The following is a 19,667-nucleotide window of genomic DNA, read 5'->3' on the forward strand; positions in this document are numbered from 1 at the left end:
GTGTTTAATTTTGACGAAATCATCGAGCGTAAAAGCGACCGGTGTCGAAAATGGGATCACGCCTTTGTCCGCTCGCGCTTTGGTGATGTGCCTAAAGGTTTTATCCCGCTGTGGATTGCCGATATGGATTTCACCTCCCCACCTGCCGTGACAGAAGGTTTCCAGCGCATCGTGGAGCATGGCACCTTCGGCTACACCTGGTGCTTTGACGAATTTTACGATGCGGTTATCGCCTTTCAGCGCGAACGACATCAGGTTGACGTCGATAAATCGTGGATCACGCTGACGTACGGTACCGTCTCCACGCTGCATTATACGGTTCAGGCGTTTTGTAAACCTGGCGACACGGTGATGATGAACACACCGGTGTACGATCCGTTTGCCATGGCCGCCCAGCGTCAGGGGGTAGCGATACTGGCAAACCCACTGTGCGTGAGGGAAAATCGCTACCAGCTTGATTTTAATCTGGTGGAAGAACAGCTCAGAACGTACCGTCCAAAACTGTGGTTCTTCTGCTCGCCGCATAACCCTTCCGGCAGGATCTGGCACGCCGATGAGATACGCCAGGTTTCAGACCTCTGTCAACGCTACGGCACCCTTCTGGTGGTTGATGAGGTCCACGCCGAACATATTCTGGACGGTCATTTCGTCAGCTGTCTGGCATCCGGCTGCGCGGCGCAGGACAATCTGATCCTGCTGACCTCCCCGAATAAAGCGTTCAACCTTGGCGGGCTGAAAACCTCCTACGCCATCATTCCGGATGCCACCCTGCGCCAGCGCTTTCGCCACCAGCTTGAGAAGAACGCCATCACCTCACCCAATATATTCGGGATATGGGGAATTATTCTTGCCTACCAGCATGGTTTGCCGTGGCTCGACGCGCTGAACGGTTATCTGCGCCGTAACGCTGGCTATCTGGCAGAGGCCATCCAGACCCACTTTCCGGCCTGGAAAATGATGAACCCGGAATCATCGTATCTGGCCTGGGTTGACGTCAGCGCAGATGAACGTAGCGCCACTGAATTGACCCGACATTTCGCCCATCAGGCTGGCGTCGTCCTCGAAGATGGCAGCCACTACGTCCAAAACGGCGAACACTACCTGCGCATTAATTTCGGCACCCAGCGCTACTGGCTGGAGCAGTCCATCACCCGAATGCTGAAGCATTACTAATAAGGATCTTACCCTGATGAAAAAAGTGCTCACACTCTCGATGCTTGCCTTGTGTGTTTCTCATGGCGCGGCGGCAGCGCAATACGCGCTCGATAACGACTCCATTGCCCTCTCGTTTGATGACGCCAGTTCAACGGTGGTAGTGAAAGACAAAACGGCTAACCATCCGCTTACGCCGCAGGAGCTGTTCTTTCTGACCCTGCCGGATGAGACCAAAATTCACACCGCAGATTTTACAATTAAGCATGTAGAAAAACAGGCCAACGCGATTGTCATTGATTTCACCCGTCCGGATTTTAACGTGACGGTGAAGCTGAATCTGGTGAAGGGAAAATATGCCAGTATTGATTACACCATTGCGGCCGTCGGCCAGCCGCGAGAGGTGGCGAAAATCACCTTCTTCCCGACGAAAAAGCAGTCTCAGGCACCGTACGTTGATGGCGCCATCAACAGCTCGCCCATTATTGCTGATTCGTTCTTTATCCTGCCGGATAAGCCCATCGTTAATACGTATGCCTATGAAGCGACAACCAATCTGAACGTGGAGCTGAAAACGCCGGTTCAGCCTGACGCGCCGGTCAGCTTTACCACCTACTTTGGCACGTTCCCGGAAACCAGCCAGCTGCGCCGTAGCGTAAACCAGTTTATCGACGCCGTGCGTCCACGGGCGTACAAACCCTATCTGCACTACAACAGCTGGATGGATATCGGCTTCTTTAACCCCTACACCGAACAGGATGTGCTGGGGCGGATGGATGAGTGGAATAAAGAATTTATCACCGGACGCGGCGTGGCGCTGGATGCGTTCCTGCTGGACGATGGCTGGGACGATCGTACCGGACGCTGGCTGTTTGGCCCGGCCTTCAGCCACGGCTTTGGTAAGGTCAGGGAAAAAGCGGACAGTCTGCACAGCTCCGTCGGGCTGTGGCTCTCACCGTGGGGAGGTTATAATAAGCCGCGCGATATTCGTGTCTCCCACGCCAAAGAATACGGCTTCGAAACGGTAGACGGAAAGCTGGCTCTCTCGGGCCCGCGCTACTTCAAAAACTTCAATGAGCAGATCATCAAGCTGATTAAAAACGAACATATCACCTCGTTTAAGCTCGACGGGATGGGCAACGCCAACTCGCATATTACTGGTAGCCAGTTCGCGTCCGATTTTGATGCGTCTATCGCCCTGCTGCATAACATGCGCAGCGCAAACCCCAATCTGTTTATCAACCTGACAACGGGTACCGACGCCAGCCCGTCCTGGCTGTTCTATGCCGACTCCATCTGGCGTCAGGGAGATGACATCAACCTTTACGGCCCCGGCACGCCGGTACAGCAGTGGATGACCTACCGCGATGCTGAAACATACCGCTCTATTGTGCGTAAAGGCCCACTGTTCCCGCTGAACTCGCTGATGTACCACGGGATAGTTAGCGCGGAAAATGCCTATTACGGACTGGAGAAGGTGCAAACGGACAGCGATTTTGCCGATCAGGTCTGGAGCTACTTCGCCACAGGGACGCAACTGCAGGAGTTATATATCACGCCATCAATGCTGAATAAGGTGAAATGGGACACCCTGGCGCAGGCAGCAAAATGGGCGCGAAATAACGCCAGCGTGCTGGTGGATACGCATTGGATCGGTGGCGACCCGACGGCGCTTGAGGTTTACGGGTGGGCCTCCTGGAGCAAAGACAAAGCCATTCTGGGCTTGCGAAACCCGTCGGATAAACCGCAAAGCTATTATCTGGATTTGGCGAAAGACTTTGAAATCCCGACAGGGGACATGGCGCAGTTCAGTCTGAACGCCGTGTACGGCAGTAACACAAGCGTACCAGGAGAGTATCAAAAGGCCGTGGTGATTACGCTGCAGCCGCTGGAAACGCTGGTGTACGAGGCCATTCCCGCGAAGTAAAATTAACTGGCCCGGCGTGATTGCCGGGCCGATATATTACCCCTGCTGCTCCAGCGCATATTTATACAGTGCGTTTTTCTTCACGCCGTGGATCTCTGCCGCCAGCGCAGCCGCTTTCTTGAGCGGCAGTTCAGCCTGCAGCAGCGCAAGTGTACGAAGCGCATCGGCAGGCAATGCGTCCTCCTGCGCCTTATGTCCTTCGACAATCAGCACCATCTCGCCCTTGCGGCGGTTTTCGTCTTCCTTCACCCACGCCAGCAGTTCTCCTACCGGTGCGCCGTGAATGGTTTCCCAGGTTTTGGTCAGCTCGCGTGCCAGCACCACGTAGCGGGCTTCCCCCCAGACGGTCACCATATCTTCCAGGCTTTCCAGCAGGCGATGCGTAGATTCGTAGAAAATCAGGGTGCGCGGTTCAGCTTCCAGCGCTTTTAACACGTCGCGGCGGCCTTTGGATTTGGCAGGCAGAAAACCTTCATAGCAGAAGCGGTCGGAAGGCAGACCCGCAGCGCTCAGCGCCGCGATAGCCGCACATGGGCCAGGCAGCGGCACCACGCGGATCCCGGCTTCACGGCAGGTACGCACCAGATGGTAGCCGGGGTCGTTAATCAGCGGCGTACCCGCATCGGAGACCAGGGCAATGTTCTGCCCCTCTTTCAGCTTCGCCACCAGCGTTTCGGCTTTTTGTTGCTCATTGTGATCGTGTAACGCGAACAAACGCGCGCTAATGGCGAAGTGCTGGAGCAGTAAGCCAGTATGTCGGGTATCTTCAGCGGCAATTAAATCAACAGCCTGCAATACGGTAAGCGCACGTTGGGTAATATCAGATAAATTCCCGATAGGAGTAGGTACAATATAGAGCTGGCCTTGAGAATTATCTGCCGTTTCGTGTTGTTTCATTGTTTCGTCCGTATTGCCGATTTAATATTGAGCATTGCGTAAAAAAAATCACTGGATACAGTATGGTACCGTTAACGTTTCTTCGAAAAAAAGCCACGCGCAGCGTGCCGCTCCTGCTGGCAGCCCTGATCTTTGCAGGCTGTGGCACCCAGGCACCCGACCAGAGCACCGCCCATTTGCAGGGTTCTGCTCAGGCTGACTCTGGCTTTTATCTGCAACAAATGTCGCAGAGCTCAAATGATACCAAGACCAACTGGCAATTACTCGCCATTCGTGCACTGCTGAAAGAGGGTAAAACCCAGCAGGCTGCCGAATTGTTCAACCAGTTGCCAAAAGATCTGAATGATGTTCAGCGTCGTGAGCAGAGCCTGCTCTCTGCCGAGCTGAAAGTCGCGCTGAAAGATTATGATGCCGCGAAAAAGATACTCGGGGATATCGACGTGAGCGCGCTGGACAAAAATCAGCAGGCTCGCTTCTGGCAGGCGGGCATTACCGCTGAACAGGGCCGCCCTTCCCTGACGCTGCTCCGTGCGCTGATCGCCCAGGAGCCTCTGCTCGGCGGAACTGATAAGCAGAAAAATATCGATGCCACGTGGCAGGCGCTGGCCTCTATGACGCAGGAACAGGCGCGTGCACTGGTGATCAATGCAGATGAAAACGTCCTGCAGGGCTGGCTGGATCTGCAGCAGATGTGGTTTAACAACCGCAACGATCCGAAGATGCTGAAAGCCGGTATCACTGACTGGCAGACCCGCTACCCGCAGAATCCGGGCGCGAAAATGCTGCCGACACAGCTGGTAAACGTGCAGAACTTTAAGCCGGCCTCGACCAGCAAGATTGCACTCCTTCTGCCCTTAAACGGTCAGGCGGCGGTATTCGGTCGCACTATTCAGCAGGGTTTTGAAGCCGCGAAAAACGGCACGACGCCAGTGACGGGCAGCGCAGTGCCGACCCAGGCGGCACAGGCGGCAAACGTGAACGATGTGGTCAGCCCTTCCGCCGCTGAAACCAGTGACCTGACCACCGCGCAGACGCCAGCACAGGGAACGATGCAGAACCCGGTAACGGCCCCTACGACGCCTGCGACGACAACGCCAGCGCCAGCTGAAACGCAAGCAGCTCCGGCGACTGACGCCGCGTCTGAACAACCTCAACCGCAGAACGTTCAGCCTGCACCGCCCGCCACGCCGGCGCCGGCTGAAACTCAAGCAGCCCCGGCGACTGACACCGCGTCTGAACAACCTCAACCGCAGAACGTTCAGCCTGCACCGCCCGCAGAACAAACGGCACAACCTGCCGCGCAAACACCGCCAGTGGCCACCACCAGCGCAAACCCGGGTGCTGAGCTGAAAATCTACGACACCAGTTCGAAGCCGCTTGACCAGGTACTGGCGCAGGTTCAACAGGATGGTGCGAGCATCGTTGTCGGCCCGCTGCTGAAAAACAATGTCGAAGAGTTGATGAAGAGCAATACCACGCTGAACGTGCTGGCACTCAACCAGCCAGAGCAGGTTCAGAACCGTGCCAATATTTGCTACTTCGCGCTGTCGCCGGAAGATGAAGCCCGCGATGCGGCGCGTCATATTCACGAGCAGGGTAAACAGGCTCCGCTGTTGCTCATCCCACGCAGTACGCTGGGGGATCGCGTTGCTAATGCTTTTGCCGATGAGTGGCAGAAGTTAGGCGGCGGTATTGTGCTGCAGCAGAAATTCGGCTCCGCGTCTGAACTGCGCGCGGGCGTCAATGGTGGAGCGGGCATTGCCCTCAACGGCAGCCCGGTCAGCGCAAGCCTGCCGCAGCAGCAGAGTGTGACCATTGGCGGTCTGTCGATCCCTGCGCCACCTACCGACGCGCAGATCAGCGGTGGCGGTAAAGTGGATGCAGCGTATATCGTTGCCACCCCGCAGGAAATCGCCTTCATCAAACCGATGATTGCAATGCGTAACGGCAGCCAGAGCGGCGCAACGCTGTACGCCAGTTCACGCAGCGCGCAAGGTACCGCCGGCCCGGATTTCCGTCTGGAGATGGACGGCCTGCAGTACAGCGAAATTCCCATGCTCGCAGGCAGCAACCCGGCACTGATGCAGCAGGCGCTGAGCACCGTCCGCAACGACTACTCTCTGGCACGTCTGTATGCCATGGGTGTCGATGCCTGGGCGCTGGCGAACCACTTTACCCAGATGCGTCAGGTGCCGGGCTTTGAGCTTAACGGCAATACCGGCGATCTGACGGCCACTCAGGATTGTGTGATTAACAGGAAGTTATCATGGCTCAAATACCAGCAGGGACAAATCGTCCCGGCCAATTAAGCCGTAAAGAGACCGGTGACGCGTGGGAATTAAAAGCGCGTCGCTGGCTTGAAGGCAAAGGACTGCACTTTATCGCCGCTAACGTTCGCGGACGTGGCGGCGAAATCGACCTCATCATGAAAGACGGTGAGGTCATCGTGTTTGTAGAGGTTCGCTACCGACAGTCTTCCCGTTTTGGCGGCGCTGCCGCCAGCGTGACGCTCGCCAAACAACATAAATTATTACAGACTGCCCACTTGTGGCTTGCCCGCCATAATGGGAGTTTTGATACTGTGGATTGCCGGTTCGATGTGGTAGCCTTCACCGGCAATGCGATCGAATGGCTGAAAAACGCTTTTGGCGAAGACGCATAATTAAGATTTAAAAGGGATAACGTGCTCGAAAGAATTAAAGTGTGCTTCACTGAAAGCATCCAGACTCAGATTGCAGCGGCGGAAGCCCTTCCGGACGCTATCTCTCGTGCCGCCATGACGCTGGTGCAATCCCTGCTCAACGGCAACAAAATCCTCTGTTGTGGCAATGGCACTTCAGCCGCCAACGCACAGCATTTTGCTGCCAGCATGATCAATCGTTTTGAAACAGAACGACCGAGTTTACCCGCCATTGCACTTAATACCGATAATGTGGTCTTAACAGCGATTGCTAACGATCGTCTGCATGATGAGATTTACGCAAAGCAGGTGCGAGCCCTGGGTCATGCCGGAGATGTTCTGCTGGCAATCTCCACGCGCGGCAACAGCCGGGACATTGTCAAAGCCGTTGAAGCCGCCGTCACCCGCGACATGACTATCGTTGCCTTAACAGGCTATGACGGTGGTGAGCTGGCGGGTTTGCTTGGGCCGCAGGATGTGGAAATCCGCATTCCCTCTCACCGTAGCGCGCGCATTCAGGAGATGCATATGCTCACGGTGAACTGCTTATGCGATTTGATCGATAACACGCTTTTCCCTCACCAGGATGATTAAGGAGTTCTTATGAAGGCTTTATCGACCCTCGCAGTCCTTATGTCTGCATTACTGCTTCAGGGATGTATCGCTGCGGCTGTCGTGGGTACCGCCGCGGTTGGTACTAAAGCGGCAACCGACCCGCGTTCCGTAGGGACACAGGTCGATGACGGTACGCTGGAGCTGCGCGTCAACAGTGCGCTGTCGAAAGACGAACAAATCAAGAAAGAAGCGCGTATCAACGTCACGGCCTATCAGGGCAAAGTGTTGCTGACGGGCCAGTCGCCGAATACCGAACTCTCCAGCCGCGCAAAACAGATCGCAATGGGCGTTGAGGGCACCACGGAAGTCTTCAATGAAATCCGTCAGGGGCAGCCAATCAGCCTGGGTACCGCGTCGTCTGATACCTGGATAACCACTAAAGTACGCTCCCAACTGCTGGGCTCGGACCAGGTGAAATCCTCAAACGTGAAAGTGACAACGGAAAACGGCGAAGTGTTCCTGCTGGGTCTGGTCACCGACCGTGAAGGGAAAGCGGCGGCCGATATCGCCAGCCGGGTGAGCGGCGTGAAACACGTCACCACCGCCTTCACCTACATCAAGTAACCAGAACGTCTGACAGAAAGCCCGGTAAGCGGTAACGCTACCGGGCTTTTTTTATACCAGTGCAATACTTCCTACTATCACCCCGCTCAGCGCCACCAGCCCCGCGGTCAGCCACAGCGCTTTCGCCGGGAATGACTTACGCAACATGACAAGCGACGGCAGGCTGATTGCAGGCAAGGTAATCAGCAGCGCCAGTGCAGGCGCGGTGCCCATCCCGGCCAGCATCATGGTCTGAACAATGGGAATTTCAGCGGCCGTTGGGATCACGAACAGGCAACCGGCAACGGCCATTGCAACGACCCACAGCAGCGTGTTGTCGATAGCCCCGTCAGCATGCGGGAACAGCCAGACGCGCGCCGCGCCCAGCACCAGAACCGCCAGGATATAGACCGGAATGGTGCTCCAGAAAAGTTGCCACAGCGCCCTGCCCCAGCGCGCGAAGAAGCCGCCCTGCGGTTCGCTGATATCCACGTCAACTGACGCAGGCGCTACGGTTTTGTCTTTCACCAGATGTTGCACCAGGGTCGCCACGACCAGCACCGTCAGCAGCCCGGCCACCAGACGAATAATGGCGAAATGCCAGCCCAGCACAAAGCCCATAAACACCAGCGTCGCCGGGTTTAACAACGGGTTCCCCATCCAGAAAGCAAGCGCACCGCCCATCGAGACGCGCTGACGACGCATCCCGGCGGCCACAGGCGCCGCACAGCACGAGCACATCATGCCCGGCAGGGAGAAAATCGTCCCCAGCAGCGTACCCTGAAAGCGGGGCTGACCGAGGGTTTTCACCAGCCAGTGACGCGGGATAAGCACCTGAATCAGCGAGCCCAGCAGGACGCCCAGTACCGCGGCTTTCCAGACGGCAAGGAAATAGACCATGGCGTAATCCCACGCCGCCTGAAGCGGGCTGGAATCAGCCTGAGCGAGAATAGATTTTCCGATACTGTGCGTTTCGGCGGCCGTGAAGGCTTTACCGTAATACGGCTGCCATTTCACATACCAGAGGCCGATGATGACCACGAGAAAGAAGAGCGCGGGCTTCCACCATTGAACAGGTGAAGCCGCCTGAGATGAAGACTGACCAGTCATAGCATTCCCCGGAGAGTAGTAGGTTATTAGCCGGGGGAGTTTACGCCTCGCCCTGTGCGATTTCACGCAGTTTTGCCGACGGGATGATATTCACGCCCTCCTGCGATGGCGAGAGCCCTTCTTTTAGCATCGCACGCGCCACGTCCGCTGCCTCAATGGATTTCCAGTTACCCGGCAGGATGCGGAACAGAGGCGCGAAAAACGATTCGTTAAAACGGCGTTCATCCCGGTGCCCGAGCAGCATGGAGGGGCGAACAATGGTCAGTTGCTCCCACTTCTGGGCAATCAGCGCCTCTTCCATTTTGCCCTTCACCTTGTTGTAGAAAAAAGGTGACCCGGCATTGGCACCGAGCGAACTGATTACCACAAAATGTGTTGCCCCCAGCTTTTTAGCCGTCAGCGCCGTATCGACCACCAGCGTGTAGTCCGCATGCACAAACGCCTCTTTACTGCCCGCTTCACGCAGCGTTGTACCGAGGCAGCAAAAGGCGATATCAACAGGATCCTGTACCTGCGCCAGTGCATCGGTAAGCTGTGGGTCGTGGGGGTTAAAGACGCCGGAGATATCCGCGAGAGGCCGACGCGTCGGGGCGGCAATATAGTTAACCCGGTGCTCCTGAAGCAGCAGCCGCAGCAGATGTCCGCCCACCAGCCCGGTCGCGCCGGTAATCAGTACCTGACTCATCTCATCTCCCCTTTACAGAATTGTCCGTTTGCGAACTCAGCGTCGTCGACCACACTTAGAAGTCTGTTACAGGTAAGTATTTACCACAAGCGGAGAAAAATCTGTCTGAAGCCAAAACAACGGAGGAAGCATGGGCAAGAAAATCGCAGTCTTGATCACCGACGAGTTTGAAGATTCAGAATTCACCTCGCCAGCCGAGGCATTTCGCAAGGCAGGACATGAGGTCATCACCATTGAGAAAGAGGCGGGTAAAACGGTGAAAGGCCATAAGGGCGAAGCCAGCGTGACCATCGATGAAACCATCGATAACGTCAGCCCGTCAGATTTCGATGCCCTGCTGTTACCCGGCGGTCATTCACCGGATTCCCTGCGCGGGGATGAACGGTTCGTGACCTTCACGCGAGACTTTGTCTCGACGGGCAAACCGGTCTTTGCCATCTGCCACGGTCCGCAGCTGCTCATCAGCGCAGATGTCGTGCGCGGGCGTAAACTCACGGCCGTAAAGCCGATCGTTATCGATTTGAAAAATGCGGGGGCTGAGTTTTACGATCAGGAGGTTGTGAACGACAAAGACCAGCTGATCACCAGCAGGACCCCGGACGATCTGCCCGCGTTTAACCGTGAAGCGCTACGCCTGCTCGGCGCGTAGCCAGTGAAGCTTTGTGCCAAAGCCCAGGGTGTTGTCGGTAAATTTCAGCTCATCAAGGCGGATTTCCCACACCGGAGCTTTTAGCGCAATGGCAACCGGAAAGCGGCGCGTGTAGCGTTTTCGCTGCGCGTCGCTCTCTTCTCCGTCCAGGCGGCGGATCTCCCCTTTAAACTGTAGGCCACGAATCAGCGCGACCGTTTTAGGCTGGCCGTTCACCGTGCCCGCCACCTTCGCCTGCGAACCCGACATTTGCGCATGACGGGTTTTATCCTCGCTCAGGACATAAAAGGCGACGCGCTCGGGATCGTAGTAATAAAACGCGTTTGCACACCACATTTCACCTTCGTCATACACGCACCAGGTGACGACATGCTGTTTTGCCAGCCAGCGGTTAATGGTGGTCAGAGTTTCCATTTTCGCTCTCTCTCATGCTAAGGTGCGTTCACCTTAACATACTGAATCTGTTTACCGTGTGCTGGTTTCTCTATCTTGTTCGTACCGCCGATAACGCCCTGTACACCGGGATCACTACCGATGTGGCGCGGCGTTTTCTGCAACATCAAACGGGGAAAGGTGCCAAAGCGCTGCGGGGGAAAGGGGAATTACAGCTCGCCTTTTCAGCGCCCGTTGGCGACAAATCGCTGGCGCTCAGAATGGAATACCGCATTAAGCAACTGACGAAGCGTCAGAAAGAGCGCCTCGTCACCGGAGACGGCTCCTTTGAGGCGCTTCGCGAGAGCCTGATTAAAAGCGATTGAAATGGTCGTGATACTCAACCAGACCGTTCACGCCATTAAGCGCGTCATCCGCCAGACGGTGCACCTGGAAGGCGGATTCCGTTCCCGGCCAGCGGCAGCGGAGATCGTAATGCGCTGCCGGTTCGAAGCCTAAACGGCCATAGAACGTAGCATCTCCCAGCGTCACCACGGCGGCATAGCCAAATTCGTTGAGCGAGTCCAGCCCTTCGTAAACCAGCTGGCGCGCCAGCCCCTGGCCGCGGTAGTGCTCATCAACCGCCAGCGGTGCCATTCCTACCCACTGTAACTCTTCGCCCTGAACGGTAACCGGGCTGAAGGCAACATAGCCCACCACCTGACCTTCGTCATCGGTGGCAACCAGCCCCAGCGTAATCAGGCCGTCTTCGCGGAGATCGTGGACCAGTTGCGCTTCGTCATCCCGCGCAAAAGAGCGGCGTAACAACGCATCGATACCCGGTGCATCAATCCCAATTTCGACTCGAATCAGCATGGCTCACCTACTGAAGTGTGTTTACTTTCCGGCGGGGTTTTCAGCCCCGCCTCAACGAAATCTGCCATTTGCATCAACATCACACGCAGCGCTTTCGGCATCTGCTCCAGCTCAATGGCATCCATTAAATTCTTCACGTACAGACCAAGTTCCGTATCGCCTTCGATAACCAGTCGGCGCTGGAAGAAGAGTGTGTCCGGATCCTGCTTACGCGCGGCGATCATCAGCAGATCGCTGGCGCTGGCGCTAAAGCTCACATCCGCGTCGGCGGACTCACGGACGATCAGTTGGTCATTCTCAACAGAGGTAAACCAGCGCAGCCCGATATCGTGGACGTCAATGCTTAACCAGCGCCCTTCCAGGAACTCCAGCTCACCGTCCTGCAGTGCCTGGCGGAATTGCCAGCTCAGCACCTGCTCCAGCACCTGGCGTTTAAGCGCGAACGGGGCCAGTTTTACCGGCACGCTCAGCATTGATGGACCAAATTGTACGAGACGTGAACGCAGTTTATCCAGCACGAGCTTTACTCCCTGATAGCTATAGTCCTGCTATTTTGCCATATCCGAAGCACAACATAGCGGCGTAAATCAACAAACTGTCGTCAGGTGTACCTCATTATTGGTGCCATCAATACGCCATTAGCTGCCTTAAATCAAAAATTGTCGCGTATGGGTTAATTAAAATCCCAGCTCGTTAACAAATTTGCGATCGACTACTTCAGGATAAATTATGGAGCTGCTCTGCCCAGCCGGAAATCTTCCGGCGCTTAAGGCGGCCATCGAAAATGGGGCCGATGCGGTCTATATCGGGCTGAAAGATGATACCAACGCCCGCCATTTTGCTGGCCTCAACTTTACGGAGAAAAAGCTTCAGGAAGCCGTTACCTTCGTCCACCAGCACCGCCGCAAACTGCATATCGCCATCAATACCTTCGCCCATCCTGATGGCTACGCCCGTTGGCAACGCGCGGTGGATATGGCAGCACAGCTGGGCGCCGATGCGCTGATCCTCGCCGACCTCGCTATGCTTGAGTATGCGGCAGAACGCTATCCCCATATTGAGCGTCACGTCTCCGTTCAGGCATCTGCCACTAACGAAGAGGCGGTGCGTTTTTATCATCGTCACTTTGATGTTGCCCGCGTGGTGCTGCCACGCGTGCTCTCTATTCATCAGGTTAAGCAACTCGCGCGCGTCACGCCAGTACCACTGGAAGTTTTTGCCTTTGGCAGCCTGTGTATCATGGCCGAAGGCCGTTGCTATCTCTCCTCCTATTTAACCGGCGAATCCCCCAATACCGTTGGGGCCTGCTCACCCGCCCGCTTTGTTCGCTGGCAACAGACACCGCAGGGGCTGGAATCGCGCCTGAACGACGTGCTGATTGACCGCTATCAGGACGGCGAAAATGCCGGTTATCCGACGCTGTGCAAAGGCCGCTATCTGGTAGACGGCGAGCGTTACCACGCGCTGGAAGAGCCAACCAGCCTTAATACGCTGGAACTGCTGCCAGAACTGCTGGCCGCCAATATCGCCTCGGTGAAAATTGAGGGCCGCCAGCGCAGCCCGGCGTACGTAAGCCAGGTGGCGAAAGTCTGGCGCCAGGCTATCGATCGCTGCATGGCAGACCCGCAGAACTACGCACCGCAACCGGCGTGGATGGAGACACTCGGTGCGATGTCCGAGGGTACACAAACCACGCTTGGCGCGTATCACCGTAAATGGCAGTGAGATAATCATGAAATATTCATTAGGGCCGGTGCTCTACTACTGGCCAAAAGAGACGCTGGAAGATTTTTACCACCAGGCCGCAACCAGCAGCGCAGATGTGATTTACCTCGGTGAAGCGGTATGCAGCAAGCGCCGCGCCACCAAAGCGGGCGACTGGCTGGATATGGCGAAAAGCCTCGCCGGAAGCGGTAAACAGGTGGTGCTCTCAACGCTCGCCCTCGTCCAGGCCTCCTCCGAACTGGGTGAACTCAAACGCTACGTAGAGAACGGTGAATTCCTGCTGGAAGCCAGCGATCTGGGCGTAGTGAACATGTGCGCCGAACGCAGGCTGCCGTTTGTCGCAGGCCATGCGCTGAACTGCTATAACGCCGTGACGCTGCGCCTGCTGCTTAAACAGGGGATGACGCGCTGGTGCATGCCGGTCGAACTCTCGCGCGACTGGCTGGCTAACCTGCTCAACCAGTGCGAAACGCTGGGCATTCGCAATCAGTTTGAGGTGGAAGTACTGAGCTATGGTCATCTCCCGCTGGCCTATTCTGCCCGCTGCTTCACCGCACGCTCTGAAGACCGTCCGAAAGACGAGTGTGAAACCTGCTGCATCAAGTACCCGAACGGGCGCAGCATGCTGTCGCAGGAAAATCAGCAGGTGTTCGTCCTGAACGGTATCCAGACCATGAGCGGCTATGTGTATAACCTCGGCAATGAACTGGCGTCGATGAATGGTCTGGTAGACATGGTGCGCCTGTCACCGGTGGATACGGGCGTATTCGCCATGCTGGATGCCTTCCGCGCCAATGAAAACGGTGACGCTCCGCTGCCGTTAACCGCTAACAGCGACTGTAACGGCTACTGGAAACGCCTCCCCGGGCTGGTGTTACAGGGCTGAAGAAGAAATGTAAAAGCTCACTTTGTTAACAACGGTTATTAAATTTTAATGCACTATTAAAAGATTCACCGTCGACAAAGTGAGCTGTTATGACTGATAAAACCATTCCGTTTTCGGTGCTGGATCTGGCGCCGATCCCTCGAGGCTCCTCAGCACGAGAAGCCTTTACCCACTCTCTCGATCTCGCTCGCCTGGCAGAAAAACGCGGTTATCACCGTTACTGGCTGGCTGAGCACCACAATATGGTTGGTATCGCCAGTGCGGCGACCTCCGTGCTGATTGGTTACCTGGCGGCGAATACCACCACGCTGCGCCTTGGCTCCGGTGGCGTGATGTTGCCGAACCACGCCCCGCTGGTGATTGCCGAGCAGTTTGGTACGTTGAATACCCTCTATCCTGGCCGTATCGACCTGGGTCTTGGGCGTGCGCCGGGCAGCGACCAGCCGACCATGCGCGCCCTGCGTCGCCATATGAGCGGCGACATCGATAACTTCCCGCGCGATGTGGCTGAACTGGTGGACTGGTTTGACGCGCGTGACCCTAACCCGCACGTGCGCCCGGTGCCAGGCTACGGTGAGAAGATCCCGGTGTGGCTGCTGGGCTCAAGCCTGTACAGCGCGCAGCTTGCCGCGCAGCTGGGGCTGCCGTTCGCCTTTGCCTCACACTTCGCGCCAGATATGCTCCACCAGGCGCTTCATCTCTATCGCACAAACTTCAAACCTTCAGAGCGTCTGGAAAAACCGTATGCGATGGTGTGCATTAACATCGTTGCCGCCGACAGCAATCGTGATGCGGAATTCCTGTTCACCTCCATGCAACAGGCTTTTGTGAAGCTGCGTCGCGGTGAGACCGGCCAGCTGCCGCCGCCGGTGGAGAATATGCATCAGCTGTGGTCGGCATCCGAACAGTATGGCGTTCAGCAGGCGCTGAGCATGTCGCTGGTGGGGGATAAGGCAAAAGTGCGTCACGGGCTGGAGGCGGTGCTGCGTGAGACGCAGGCGGATGAAATTATGGTTAACGGCCAGATTTTCGATCATCAGGCACGCTTGCATTCGTTTGACCTGGCGATGCAGGTGAAAGAGGAAGTGTCAGGTTAGCGCGGTTTGTTCCCCTCTCCCGTCGGGAGAGGGTGACAGGTGGTGTTACTGATACACCGGCAGCAGGTTAAAACTCGACAGGACATGTACCAGCGCGTTGCCAATACCGAACACCAGAATCAGCGCAATCATCGGCTTTCCGCCCCAGACGCGGAATTTCGGGCTGCCGAAGCGTTTACGTGATTTGCGTGCCAGCAGCGCAGGCACAATCGCCGCCCAGATGGTCGCCGCCAGCCCGGCATAGCCGATGGCATAGAGGAAACCATTCGGCCACAGCAGACCGCCAACAATCGGTGGCAGGAAAGTCAGCAGCGCGGTTTTAAAGCGCCCCATAGCGGAATCATCAAAACCAAACAGATCGGCCAGGTAGTCAAACAGGCCCAGCGTCACGCCGAGGAAAGAGCTCGCGACGGCAAAGTTAGAGAATACCACCAGCAACAGATCCAGACTGCGGCTGTTCAGTACGCCGCTCAGCGCCTGTACCAGTACATCAATGTTACCGCCCTTCTGCGCAATGCCGATAAATTCAGGACGCGGGATATTGCCCATCGTCCCCAGCAGCCAAATCACGTACAGCGCCAGCGCCAGCAGCGTGCCGTAGATCAGGCACTTCACAATTGTGCGTGGATCTTTACCGTAATACTTCATCAGGCTCGGCACATTACCGTGGTAACCAAATGATGCCAGACAGAACGGCAGGGTCATCAGCAGGTACGGCGTGTAAGCGGTATTCGTCTCCGCCACGTTGAACAGCGTGGCCGGCGTAACGTGCCCAAGCAGGCTGCCGAAGGTCAGGAAGAAGGTGATCACCTTCGCGCCCAACACAATCGCCGTCATGCGGCTCACCGCTTTGGTGCTCATCCAGACGATAAACGCGACGCCAAGCGCGAAGCACAAGCCCGCCACTCTTGCCGGCACGTTCAGCGACAACTCCGAGAATGTGTGATGCAGAATGGAGCCGCTTGCTGAGATGTACGCGTAAGTCAGGATGTAAAGCACAAAGGCAATGGAGAGGCCGTTTATCAGGTTCCAGCCTTTGCCTAACAGGTCTTTAGTGATGGTGTCGAAGCTGGAGCCAATGCGGTAGTTCAGGTTGGCTTCGAGGATCATCAGCCCGGAATGAAGCATACAGAACCAGGTAAACACCAGTGCCGCCAGCGACCAGAAGAACCACGCACCGGACATAACCACAGGCAGGGAGAACATCCCGGCACCAATGATGGTTCCGCCGATGATCACCACGCCGCCAAGCAGCGAAGGTGACGTTTGGGTGGTGGTAAGTGTCGCCATACAGCCTTTTCTCCAGTCAATAATGCGGTTATGCATGTTAATGTGCAGCACTGTACCAGTACAAGAGTACAAAAGGAATAAAAAAAGCCCCGACAGTGTTTATCGGGGCTGTATAGATTACTTTACGTCAGAAACGAAAGACTTACGCGTCACCGAAACGACGACGAGCGGTACCTTCTTCACGACGTGGGCCACGGCTTTCGCGACGCTCGCCAGAGAAACGACGACCTTCGCCTGCGCCAGCGCGGTTGCCTTCGCTACGACCGCCTTCACGACGTTCGCCACCGAAACCACGACCACCGCCACGACGTTCGCCACCACGGTCAGTACGTGGCTGGGCATCGCCCATCAGCTGCATGTTCATCGGCTTGTTCAGGATGCGGGTGCGAGTAAAGTGCTGCAGTACTTCGCCCGGCATGCCTTTTGGCAGCTCGATAGTAGAGTGAGATGCGAACAGCTTGATGTTACCGATGTAACGGCTGCTGATGTCGCCTTCGTTAGCGATCGCGCCAACGATATGACGAACTTCAACACCATCATCACGGCCCACTTCAATGCGGTACAGTTCCATTTCGCCAGCGTCACGACGCTCACGACGTGGACGCTCTTCGCCACTGCGCTCTGGACGGTCAGCACGTGGACCACGATCGTTACGGTCGCCACGACGTTCGAAACGCTCGTCACGGTCACGGAACTCACGCTTAGGACGCATCGGTGCATCTGGTGGCACGATCAGGGTACGTTCGCCCTGTGCCATTTTCAGCAGTGCTGCGGCCAGCGTTTCCATATCCAGCTCTTCGCCTTCAGCGGTAGGCTGAATCTGTGCCAGCAGCGCACGATACTGGTCCAGGTCGCTGCTTTCCAGCTGCTGCTGGACTTTCGCGGCGAATTTTTCCAGACGGCGTTTGCCCAGCAGTTCTGCATTTGGCAGTTCCGCTTCTGGAATGGTCAGCTTCATGGTGCGTTCAATGTTACGCAGCAGACGACGCTCGCGGTTCTCAACGAACAGCAGCGCACGACCTGCACGACCCGCACGACCGGTACGACCGATACGGTGAACGTAGGACTCGGAGTCCATTGGAATATCGTAGTTAACAACCAGGCTGATACGCTCAACGTCCAGACCACGTGCTGCCACGTCGGTTGCAATCAGGATATCCAGACGACCGTCTTTCAGGCGCTCCAGCGTCTGCTCACGCAGAGCCTGGTTCATGTCACCGTTCAGCGCTGCGCTGTTGTAGCCGCTACGCTCCAGCGCTTCAGCCACTTCCAGGGTCGCGTTTTTGGTACGAACGAAGATAATCGCCGCATCAAAATCTTCCGCTTCCAGGAAACGAACCAGCGCTTCGTTTTTACGCATACCGTATACAGACCAGTAGCTCTGGCTGATGTCCGGGCGAGTGGTCACGCTGGACTGAATGCGCACTTCCTGCGGCTCTTTCATGAAGCGGCGGGTAATGCGACGAATCGCTTCTGGCATGGTTGCAGAGAACAGAGCGGTCTGATGACCTTCCGGGATCTGCGCCATAATCGTTTCTACGTCTTCGATGAAGCCCATACGCAGCATTTCATCTGCTTCATCCAGTACCAGACCGCTCAGTTTAGAGAGGTCAAGGGTACCGCGCTTCAGGTGATCCAGCAGACGGCCCGGCGTACCGACAACAATCTGTGGACCCTGGCGCAGGGCACGTAACTGCACGTCATAACGCTGGCCACCGTACAGGGCCACCACGTTTACGCCGCGCATATGTTTAGAGAAATCAGTCATAGCTTCTGCAACCTGAACAGCCAGTTCACGGGTTGGAGCCAGGACGAGGATCTGCGGTGCACGCAGTTCCGGATCGATGTTGTGCAGCAGCGGCAGCGAGAACGCTGCGGTTTTGCCGCTACCAGTCTGGGCCATGCCCAGCACGTCACGACCAGACAACAGATGTGGGATACATTCTGCCTGGATCGGAGATGGTTTTTCGTAACCCAGATCGGTAAGGGCTTCAAGGATAGGAGCCTTCAGGCCCAGATCTGCAAAAGTGGTTTCGAATTCAGCCATGTAGTACGAGTGCCTCAATGTCAATGGCGGCCAGTCTACTTAGCTCATCGTGAAAATGATTAGCAATTTTCATTGAAAAGTGTGAACCGGCTCAAAGTAGATGTATTGACGAACAACAACGCCCTCACCAGTTAAGGTGATGGCAATCAAAAGATTACGGGCTGATGTTTATGTCGTCAGCTATTGCTGGTCCGATTCTGCCAGGTCGTCTTGCTCCTGGCCCAAGAGCGATAATTCCAACAATGCATAACGGTGCTCAACGAAGTTGTGTACGTTGTTAGCAACCGCTAATTTGAACAGTGCCGTAGCGCTGTCCTTATCCCCCAGACTTAGGTAGTACTTACCTAAATAGAAGTTGGTTTCACTGAGATGCTCAGCGAGCGAGGTGTTATCCGTTGCGTCCGCCTTGAGGCGTTCCATCAGCGTTGCTTCGCTAATGTTGCCCAGGTAGAACTCGACAATGTTCCATCCCCACTGTTCCTTGTCCGATTTATCGAAGCGCTGTTTCAGTGCTTCTTTTGCCTGCTTCTCATCGAGCTTCTGCTCAACGATGTATAACCACAGACTGCGGAAAGGATCATTAGGATCGTCTTGATAAAACGCCAGCAGATCATCTTGCGCTAACTTATCACGACCGCCGTAATACAGGGCGATACCGCGATTCAAGTGCGCGTAGTTGTAAGTTGGATCAAGCTCAAGTACAGAATCAAACGCTTCATAGGCAGCATCAAAATTGCCTGCCTGCGTTAAATAAATGCCTAAGTAATTGAATACTTCAGGCATATCAGGTCGGATTGCCAGCGCTTGTGAGAAATCATTCCGCGCTAATGCCCTCAGACCGAGACTATCATACAACACTCCGCGCTCATATAAAAGCTGTGCGCGTTCGTCATCGGTTAAAGCCCGACTGGCAAGAATTTGTTCCATGCGTGCCAGAATCACTTCCTGCTGCAAAGTCGGTTGCAATGGCACTGCGAGGACTTCGCTCTTACGCCAGGCAGAGTTGCTGCATCCTGCCAGCGTTAAAGCTGTCGCAACGAAACACCAGCGCAAAAAAGGCTTCATTTCCCACTCCCGAAGACAACTATTGGATGAACGTCCTGTCCCCCGGCGGCT

The 19,667-nt window shown here is 55.9% G+C and carries 21 protein-coding genes; 11 read left to right on the forward strand and 10 right to left on the reverse strand.

The window, feature by feature from the left end:
* Both ACMGG3_RS15365 and ACMGG3_RS15370 read left to right on the forward strand, forming a co-directional pair.
* Entirely contained in the window at positions 1-1,173 is a 1,173-nt protein-coding gene (locus tag ACMGG3_RS15365; protein WP_414149298.1) for a MalY/PatB family protein, read from the forward strand.
* 16 nt (positions 1,174-1,189) lie between these two features.
* Positions 1,190-3,079, forward strand: coding sequence for an enterotoxin (locus ACMGG3_RS15370; RefSeq protein WP_414149299.1), 1,890 nt, complete (start codon positions 1,190-1,192; stop codon positions 3,077-3,079).
* A 36-nt stretch (positions 3,080-3,115) separates the two neighbouring features.
* Here ACMGG3_RS15370 and rsmI read toward each other — a convergent pair whose 3' ends face one another.
* Positions 3,116-3,976: a 16S rRNA (cytidine(1402)-2'-O)-methyltransferase gene (gene rsmI / locus ACMGG3_RS15375; protein ID WP_014171761.1), complete on the reverse strand. Its 861-nt coding sequence runs from the start codon at positions 3,974-3,976 to the stop codon at positions 3,116-3,118.
* Between the two features lie 62 nt (positions 3,977-4,038).
* On the opposite strand from rsmI, the gene ACMGG3_RS15380 reads away from it, so the two are divergent.
* From ACMGG3_RS15380 to dolP, 4 genes are read left to right on the forward strand one after another with little or no spacing between them, the layout of a single operon-like run.
* On the forward strand, positions 4,039-6,285 hold the full coding sequence (locus tag ACMGG3_RS15380) for a penicillin-binding protein activator (RefSeq protein WP_414149300.1): 2,247 nt from the start codon (positions 4,039-4,041) through the stop codon (positions 6,283-6,285).
* Positions 6,243-6,638: a YraN family protein gene (locus tag ACMGG3_RS15385; RefSeq protein ID WP_047355538.1), complete on the forward strand. Its 396-nt coding sequence runs from the start codon at positions 6,243-6,245 to the stop codon at positions 6,636-6,638. Before ACMGG3_RS15380 ends, ACMGG3_RS15385 begins: the two co-directional genes overlap by 43 nt.
* 21 nt (positions 6,639-6,659) lie before the next feature.
* Positions 6,660-7,250, forward strand: a complete 591-nt coding sequence (diaA, locus tag ACMGG3_RS15390; protein WP_003861754.1) for a DnaA initiator-associating protein DiaA — start codon at positions 6,660-6,662, stop codon at positions 7,248-7,250.
* Positions 7,251-7,259: 9 nt separating this feature from the next.
* The gene (gene dolP / locus ACMGG3_RS15395; protein ID WP_014171764.1) at positions 7,260-7,835 is read left to right on the forward strand and encodes a division/outer membrane stress-associated lipid-binding lipoprotein; all 576 of its coding nucleotides are present in this window, start codon (positions 7,260-7,262) and stop codon (positions 7,833-7,835) included.
* 51 nt (positions 7,836-7,886) lie between these two features.
* Here the strand turns inward: dolP and ACMGG3_RS15400 are convergent, their stop codons facing one another.
* Positions 7,887-8,924, reverse strand: coding sequence for a permease (locus ACMGG3_RS15400; protein WP_044858419.1), 1,038 nt, complete (start codon positions 8,922-8,924; stop codon positions 7,887-7,889).
* Positions 8,925-8,964: 40 nt separating this feature from the next.
* Positions 8,965-9,609: an NAD(P)H-binding protein gene (locus tag ACMGG3_RS15405; protein WP_020883547.1), complete on the reverse strand. Its 645-nt coding sequence runs from the start codon at positions 9,607-9,609 to the stop codon at positions 8,965-8,967.
* Positions 9,610-9,739: 130 nt separating this feature from the next.
* Here ACMGG3_RS15405 and ACMGG3_RS15410 point away from each other — a divergent pair, with 130 nt between their 5' ends.
* The gene (locus ACMGG3_RS15410) at positions 9,740-10,258 is read left to right on the forward strand and encodes a type 1 glutamine amidotransferase domain-containing protein (protein WP_014171767.1); all 519 of its coding nucleotides are present in this window, start codon (positions 9,740-9,742) and stop codon (positions 10,256-10,258) included.
* Here the strand turns inward: ACMGG3_RS15410 and ACMGG3_RS15415 are convergent.
* Entirely contained in the window at positions 10,238-10,672 is a 435-nt protein-coding gene (locus ACMGG3_RS15415; RefSeq protein ID WP_044866070.1) for a YhbP family protein, read from the reverse strand. The two genes, ACMGG3_RS15410 and ACMGG3_RS15415, sit on opposite strands and share 21 nt — an antisense overlap.
* Before the next feature lie 14 nt (positions 10,673-10,686).
* Between ACMGG3_RS15415 and ACMGG3_RS15420 the strand changes: the two genes are divergently transcribed.
* A complete protein-coding gene (locus tag ACMGG3_RS15420; RefSeq protein ID WP_123266833.1) occupies positions 10,687-11,016 on the forward strand; it encodes a GIY-YIG nuclease family protein in 330 nt (109 codons plus the stop codon).
* Here the strand turns inward: ACMGG3_RS15420 and ACMGG3_RS15425 are convergent.
* Together ACMGG3_RS15425 and ubiT are read right to left on the reverse strand one after the other, a co-directional pair.
* Positions 11,003-11,506 (reverse strand): GNAT family N-acetyltransferase, encoded by a 504-nt coding sequence (locus ACMGG3_RS15425; protein WP_020883545.1) that lies wholly within the window; start codon positions 11,504-11,506, stop codon positions 11,003-11,005. The two genes, ACMGG3_RS15420 and ACMGG3_RS15425, sit on opposite strands and share 14 nt — an antisense overlap.
* Positions 11,500-12,024, reverse strand: coding sequence for a ubiquinone anaerobic biosynthesis accessory factor UbiT (gene ubiT / locus ACMGG3_RS15430; RefSeq protein ID WP_014171771.1), 525 nt, complete (start codon positions 12,022-12,024; stop codon positions 11,500-11,502). Before ubiT ends, ACMGG3_RS15425 begins: the two co-directional genes overlap by 7 nt.
* A 211-nt stretch (positions 12,025-12,235) precedes the next feature.
* Between ubiT and ubiU the strand changes: the two genes are divergently transcribed.
* The 3 genes from ubiU to ACMGG3_RS15445 all read left to right on the forward strand — a co-directional run bounded on the left by ubiU (position 12,236) and on the right by ACMGG3_RS15445 (position 15,214).
* Positions 12,236-13,231 (forward strand): ubiquinone anaerobic biosynthesis protein UbiU, encoded by a 996-nt coding sequence (gene ubiU, locus ACMGG3_RS15435; protein ID WP_020883543.1) that lies wholly within the window; start codon positions 12,236-12,238, stop codon positions 13,229-13,231.
* Between the two features lie 7 nt (positions 13,232-13,238).
* On the forward strand, positions 13,239-14,117 hold the full coding sequence (locus ACMGG3_RS15440; protein WP_047743765.1) for a U32 family peptidase: 879 nt from the start codon (positions 13,239-13,241) through the stop codon (positions 14,115-14,117).
* 89 nt (positions 14,118-14,206) lie between these two features.
* Positions 14,207-15,214, forward strand: a complete 1,008-nt coding sequence (locus ACMGG3_RS15445; protein WP_414149301.1) for a luciferase-like monooxygenase — start codon at positions 14,207-14,209, stop codon at positions 15,212-15,214.
* A 45-nt stretch (positions 15,215-15,259) separates the two neighbouring features.
* On the opposite strand, the gene mtr is transcribed toward ACMGG3_RS15445, so the two are convergent.
* From mtr to nlpI, 4 genes are all read right to left on the reverse strand, one after another.
* Entirely contained in the window at positions 15,260-16,504 is a 1,245-nt protein-coding gene (gene mtr / locus ACMGG3_RS15450) for a tryptophan permease (protein WP_025202927.1), read from the reverse strand.
* Between the two features lie 142 nt (positions 16,505-16,646).
* Positions 16,647-18,551 (reverse strand): DEAD/DEAH family ATP-dependent RNA helicase, encoded by a 1,905-nt coding sequence (locus ACMGG3_RS15455; RefSeq protein ID WP_020883539.1) that lies wholly within the window; start codon positions 18,549-18,551, stop codon positions 16,647-16,649.
* Positions 18,544-18,624 (reverse strand): protein YrbN, encoded by an 81-nt coding sequence (gene yrbN / locus ACMGG3_RS15460; RefSeq protein ID WP_100122156.1) that lies wholly within the window; start codon positions 18,622-18,624, stop codon positions 18,544-18,546. Before yrbN ends, ACMGG3_RS15455 begins: the two co-directional genes overlap by 8 nt.
* Before the next feature lie 107 nt (positions 18,625-18,731).
* Complete coding sequence (gene nlpI, locus ACMGG3_RS15465) at positions 18,732-19,616, reverse strand: lipoprotein NlpI (RefSeq protein ID WP_013098912.1); 885 nt, start codon at positions 19,614-19,616, stop codon at positions 18,732-18,734.
* Between the last annotated feature and the right edge of the window lie 51 nt (positions 19,617-19,667).

The sequence above is a fragment of the Enterobacter sp. BNK-18 genome (assembly GCF_047456135.1).
Lineage (GTDB): Bacteria > Pseudomonadota > Gammaproteobacteria > Enterobacterales > Enterobacteriaceae > Enterobacter > Enterobacter ludwigii.

Coding starts and splice junctions, on each gene's coding strand:
- ACMGG3_RS15415 (WP_044866070.1), bottom strand. CDS start 10,672: ATGGAAACTCTGACCACCATTAACCGCTGGCTGGCAAAACAGCATGTC.
- nlpI (WP_013098912.1), bottom strand. CDS start 19,616: ATGAAGCCTTTTTTGCGCTGGTGTTTCGTTGCGACAGCTTTAACGCTG.
- ACMGG3_RS15440 (WP_047743765.1), top strand. CDS start 13,239: ATGAAATATTCATTAGGGCCGGTGCTCTACTACTGGCCAAAAGAGACG.
- ACMGG3_RS15405 (WP_020883547.1), bottom strand. CDS start 9,609: ATGAGTCAGGTACTGATTACCGGCGCGACCGGGCTGGTGGGCGGACAT.
- ACMGG3_RS15370 (WP_414149299.1), top strand. CDS start 1,190: ATGAAAAAAGTGCTCACACTCTCGATGCTTGCCTTGTGTGTTTCTCAT.
- ACMGG3_RS15400 (WP_044858419.1), bottom strand. CDS start 8,924: ATGACTGGTCAGTCTTCATCTCAGGCGGCTTCACCTGTTCAATGGTGG.
- ACMGG3_RS15445 (WP_414149301.1), top strand. CDS start 14,207: ATGACTGATAAAACCATTCCGTTTTCGGTGCTGGATCTGGCGCCGATC.
- mtr (WP_025202927.1), bottom strand. CDS start 16,504: ATGGCGACACTTACCACCACCCAAACGTCACCTTCGCTGCTTGGCGGC.
- ACMGG3_RS15380 (WP_414149300.1), top strand. CDS start 4,039: ATGGTACCGTTAACGTTTCTTCGAAAAAAAGCCACGCGCAGCGTGCCG.
- ACMGG3_RS15385 (WP_047355538.1), top strand. CDS start 6,243: ATGGCTCAAATACCAGCAGGGACAAATCGTCCCGGCCAATTAAGCCGT.
- ubiU (WP_020883543.1), top strand. CDS start 12,236: ATGGAGCTGCTCTGCCCAGCCGGAAATCTTCCGGCGCTTAAGGCGGCC.
- dolP (WP_014171764.1), top strand. CDS start 7,260: ATGAAGGCTTTATCGACCCTCGCAGTCCTTATGTCTGCATTACTGCTT.
- yrbN (WP_100122156.1), bottom strand. CDS start 18,624: ATGAAAATTGCTAATCATTTTCACGATGAGCTAAGTAGACTGGCCGCC.
- ACMGG3_RS15420 (WP_123266833.1), top strand. CDS start 10,687: ATGCTAAGGTGCGTTCACCTTAACATACTGAATCTGTTTACCGTGTGC.
- ACMGG3_RS15410 (WP_014171767.1), top strand. CDS start 9,740: ATGGGCAAGAAAATCGCAGTCTTGATCACCGACGAGTTTGAAGATTCA.
- ACMGG3_RS15455 (WP_020883539.1), bottom strand. CDS start 18,551: ATGGCTGAATTCGAAACCACTTTTGCAGATCTGGGCCTGAAGGCTCCT.
- rsmI (WP_014171761.1), bottom strand. CDS start 3,976: ATGAAACAACACGAAACGGCAGATAATTCTCAAGGCCAGCTCTATATT.
- ACMGG3_RS15425 (WP_020883545.1), bottom strand. CDS start 11,506: ATGCTGATTCGAGTCGAAATTGGGATTGATGCACCGGGTATCGATGCG.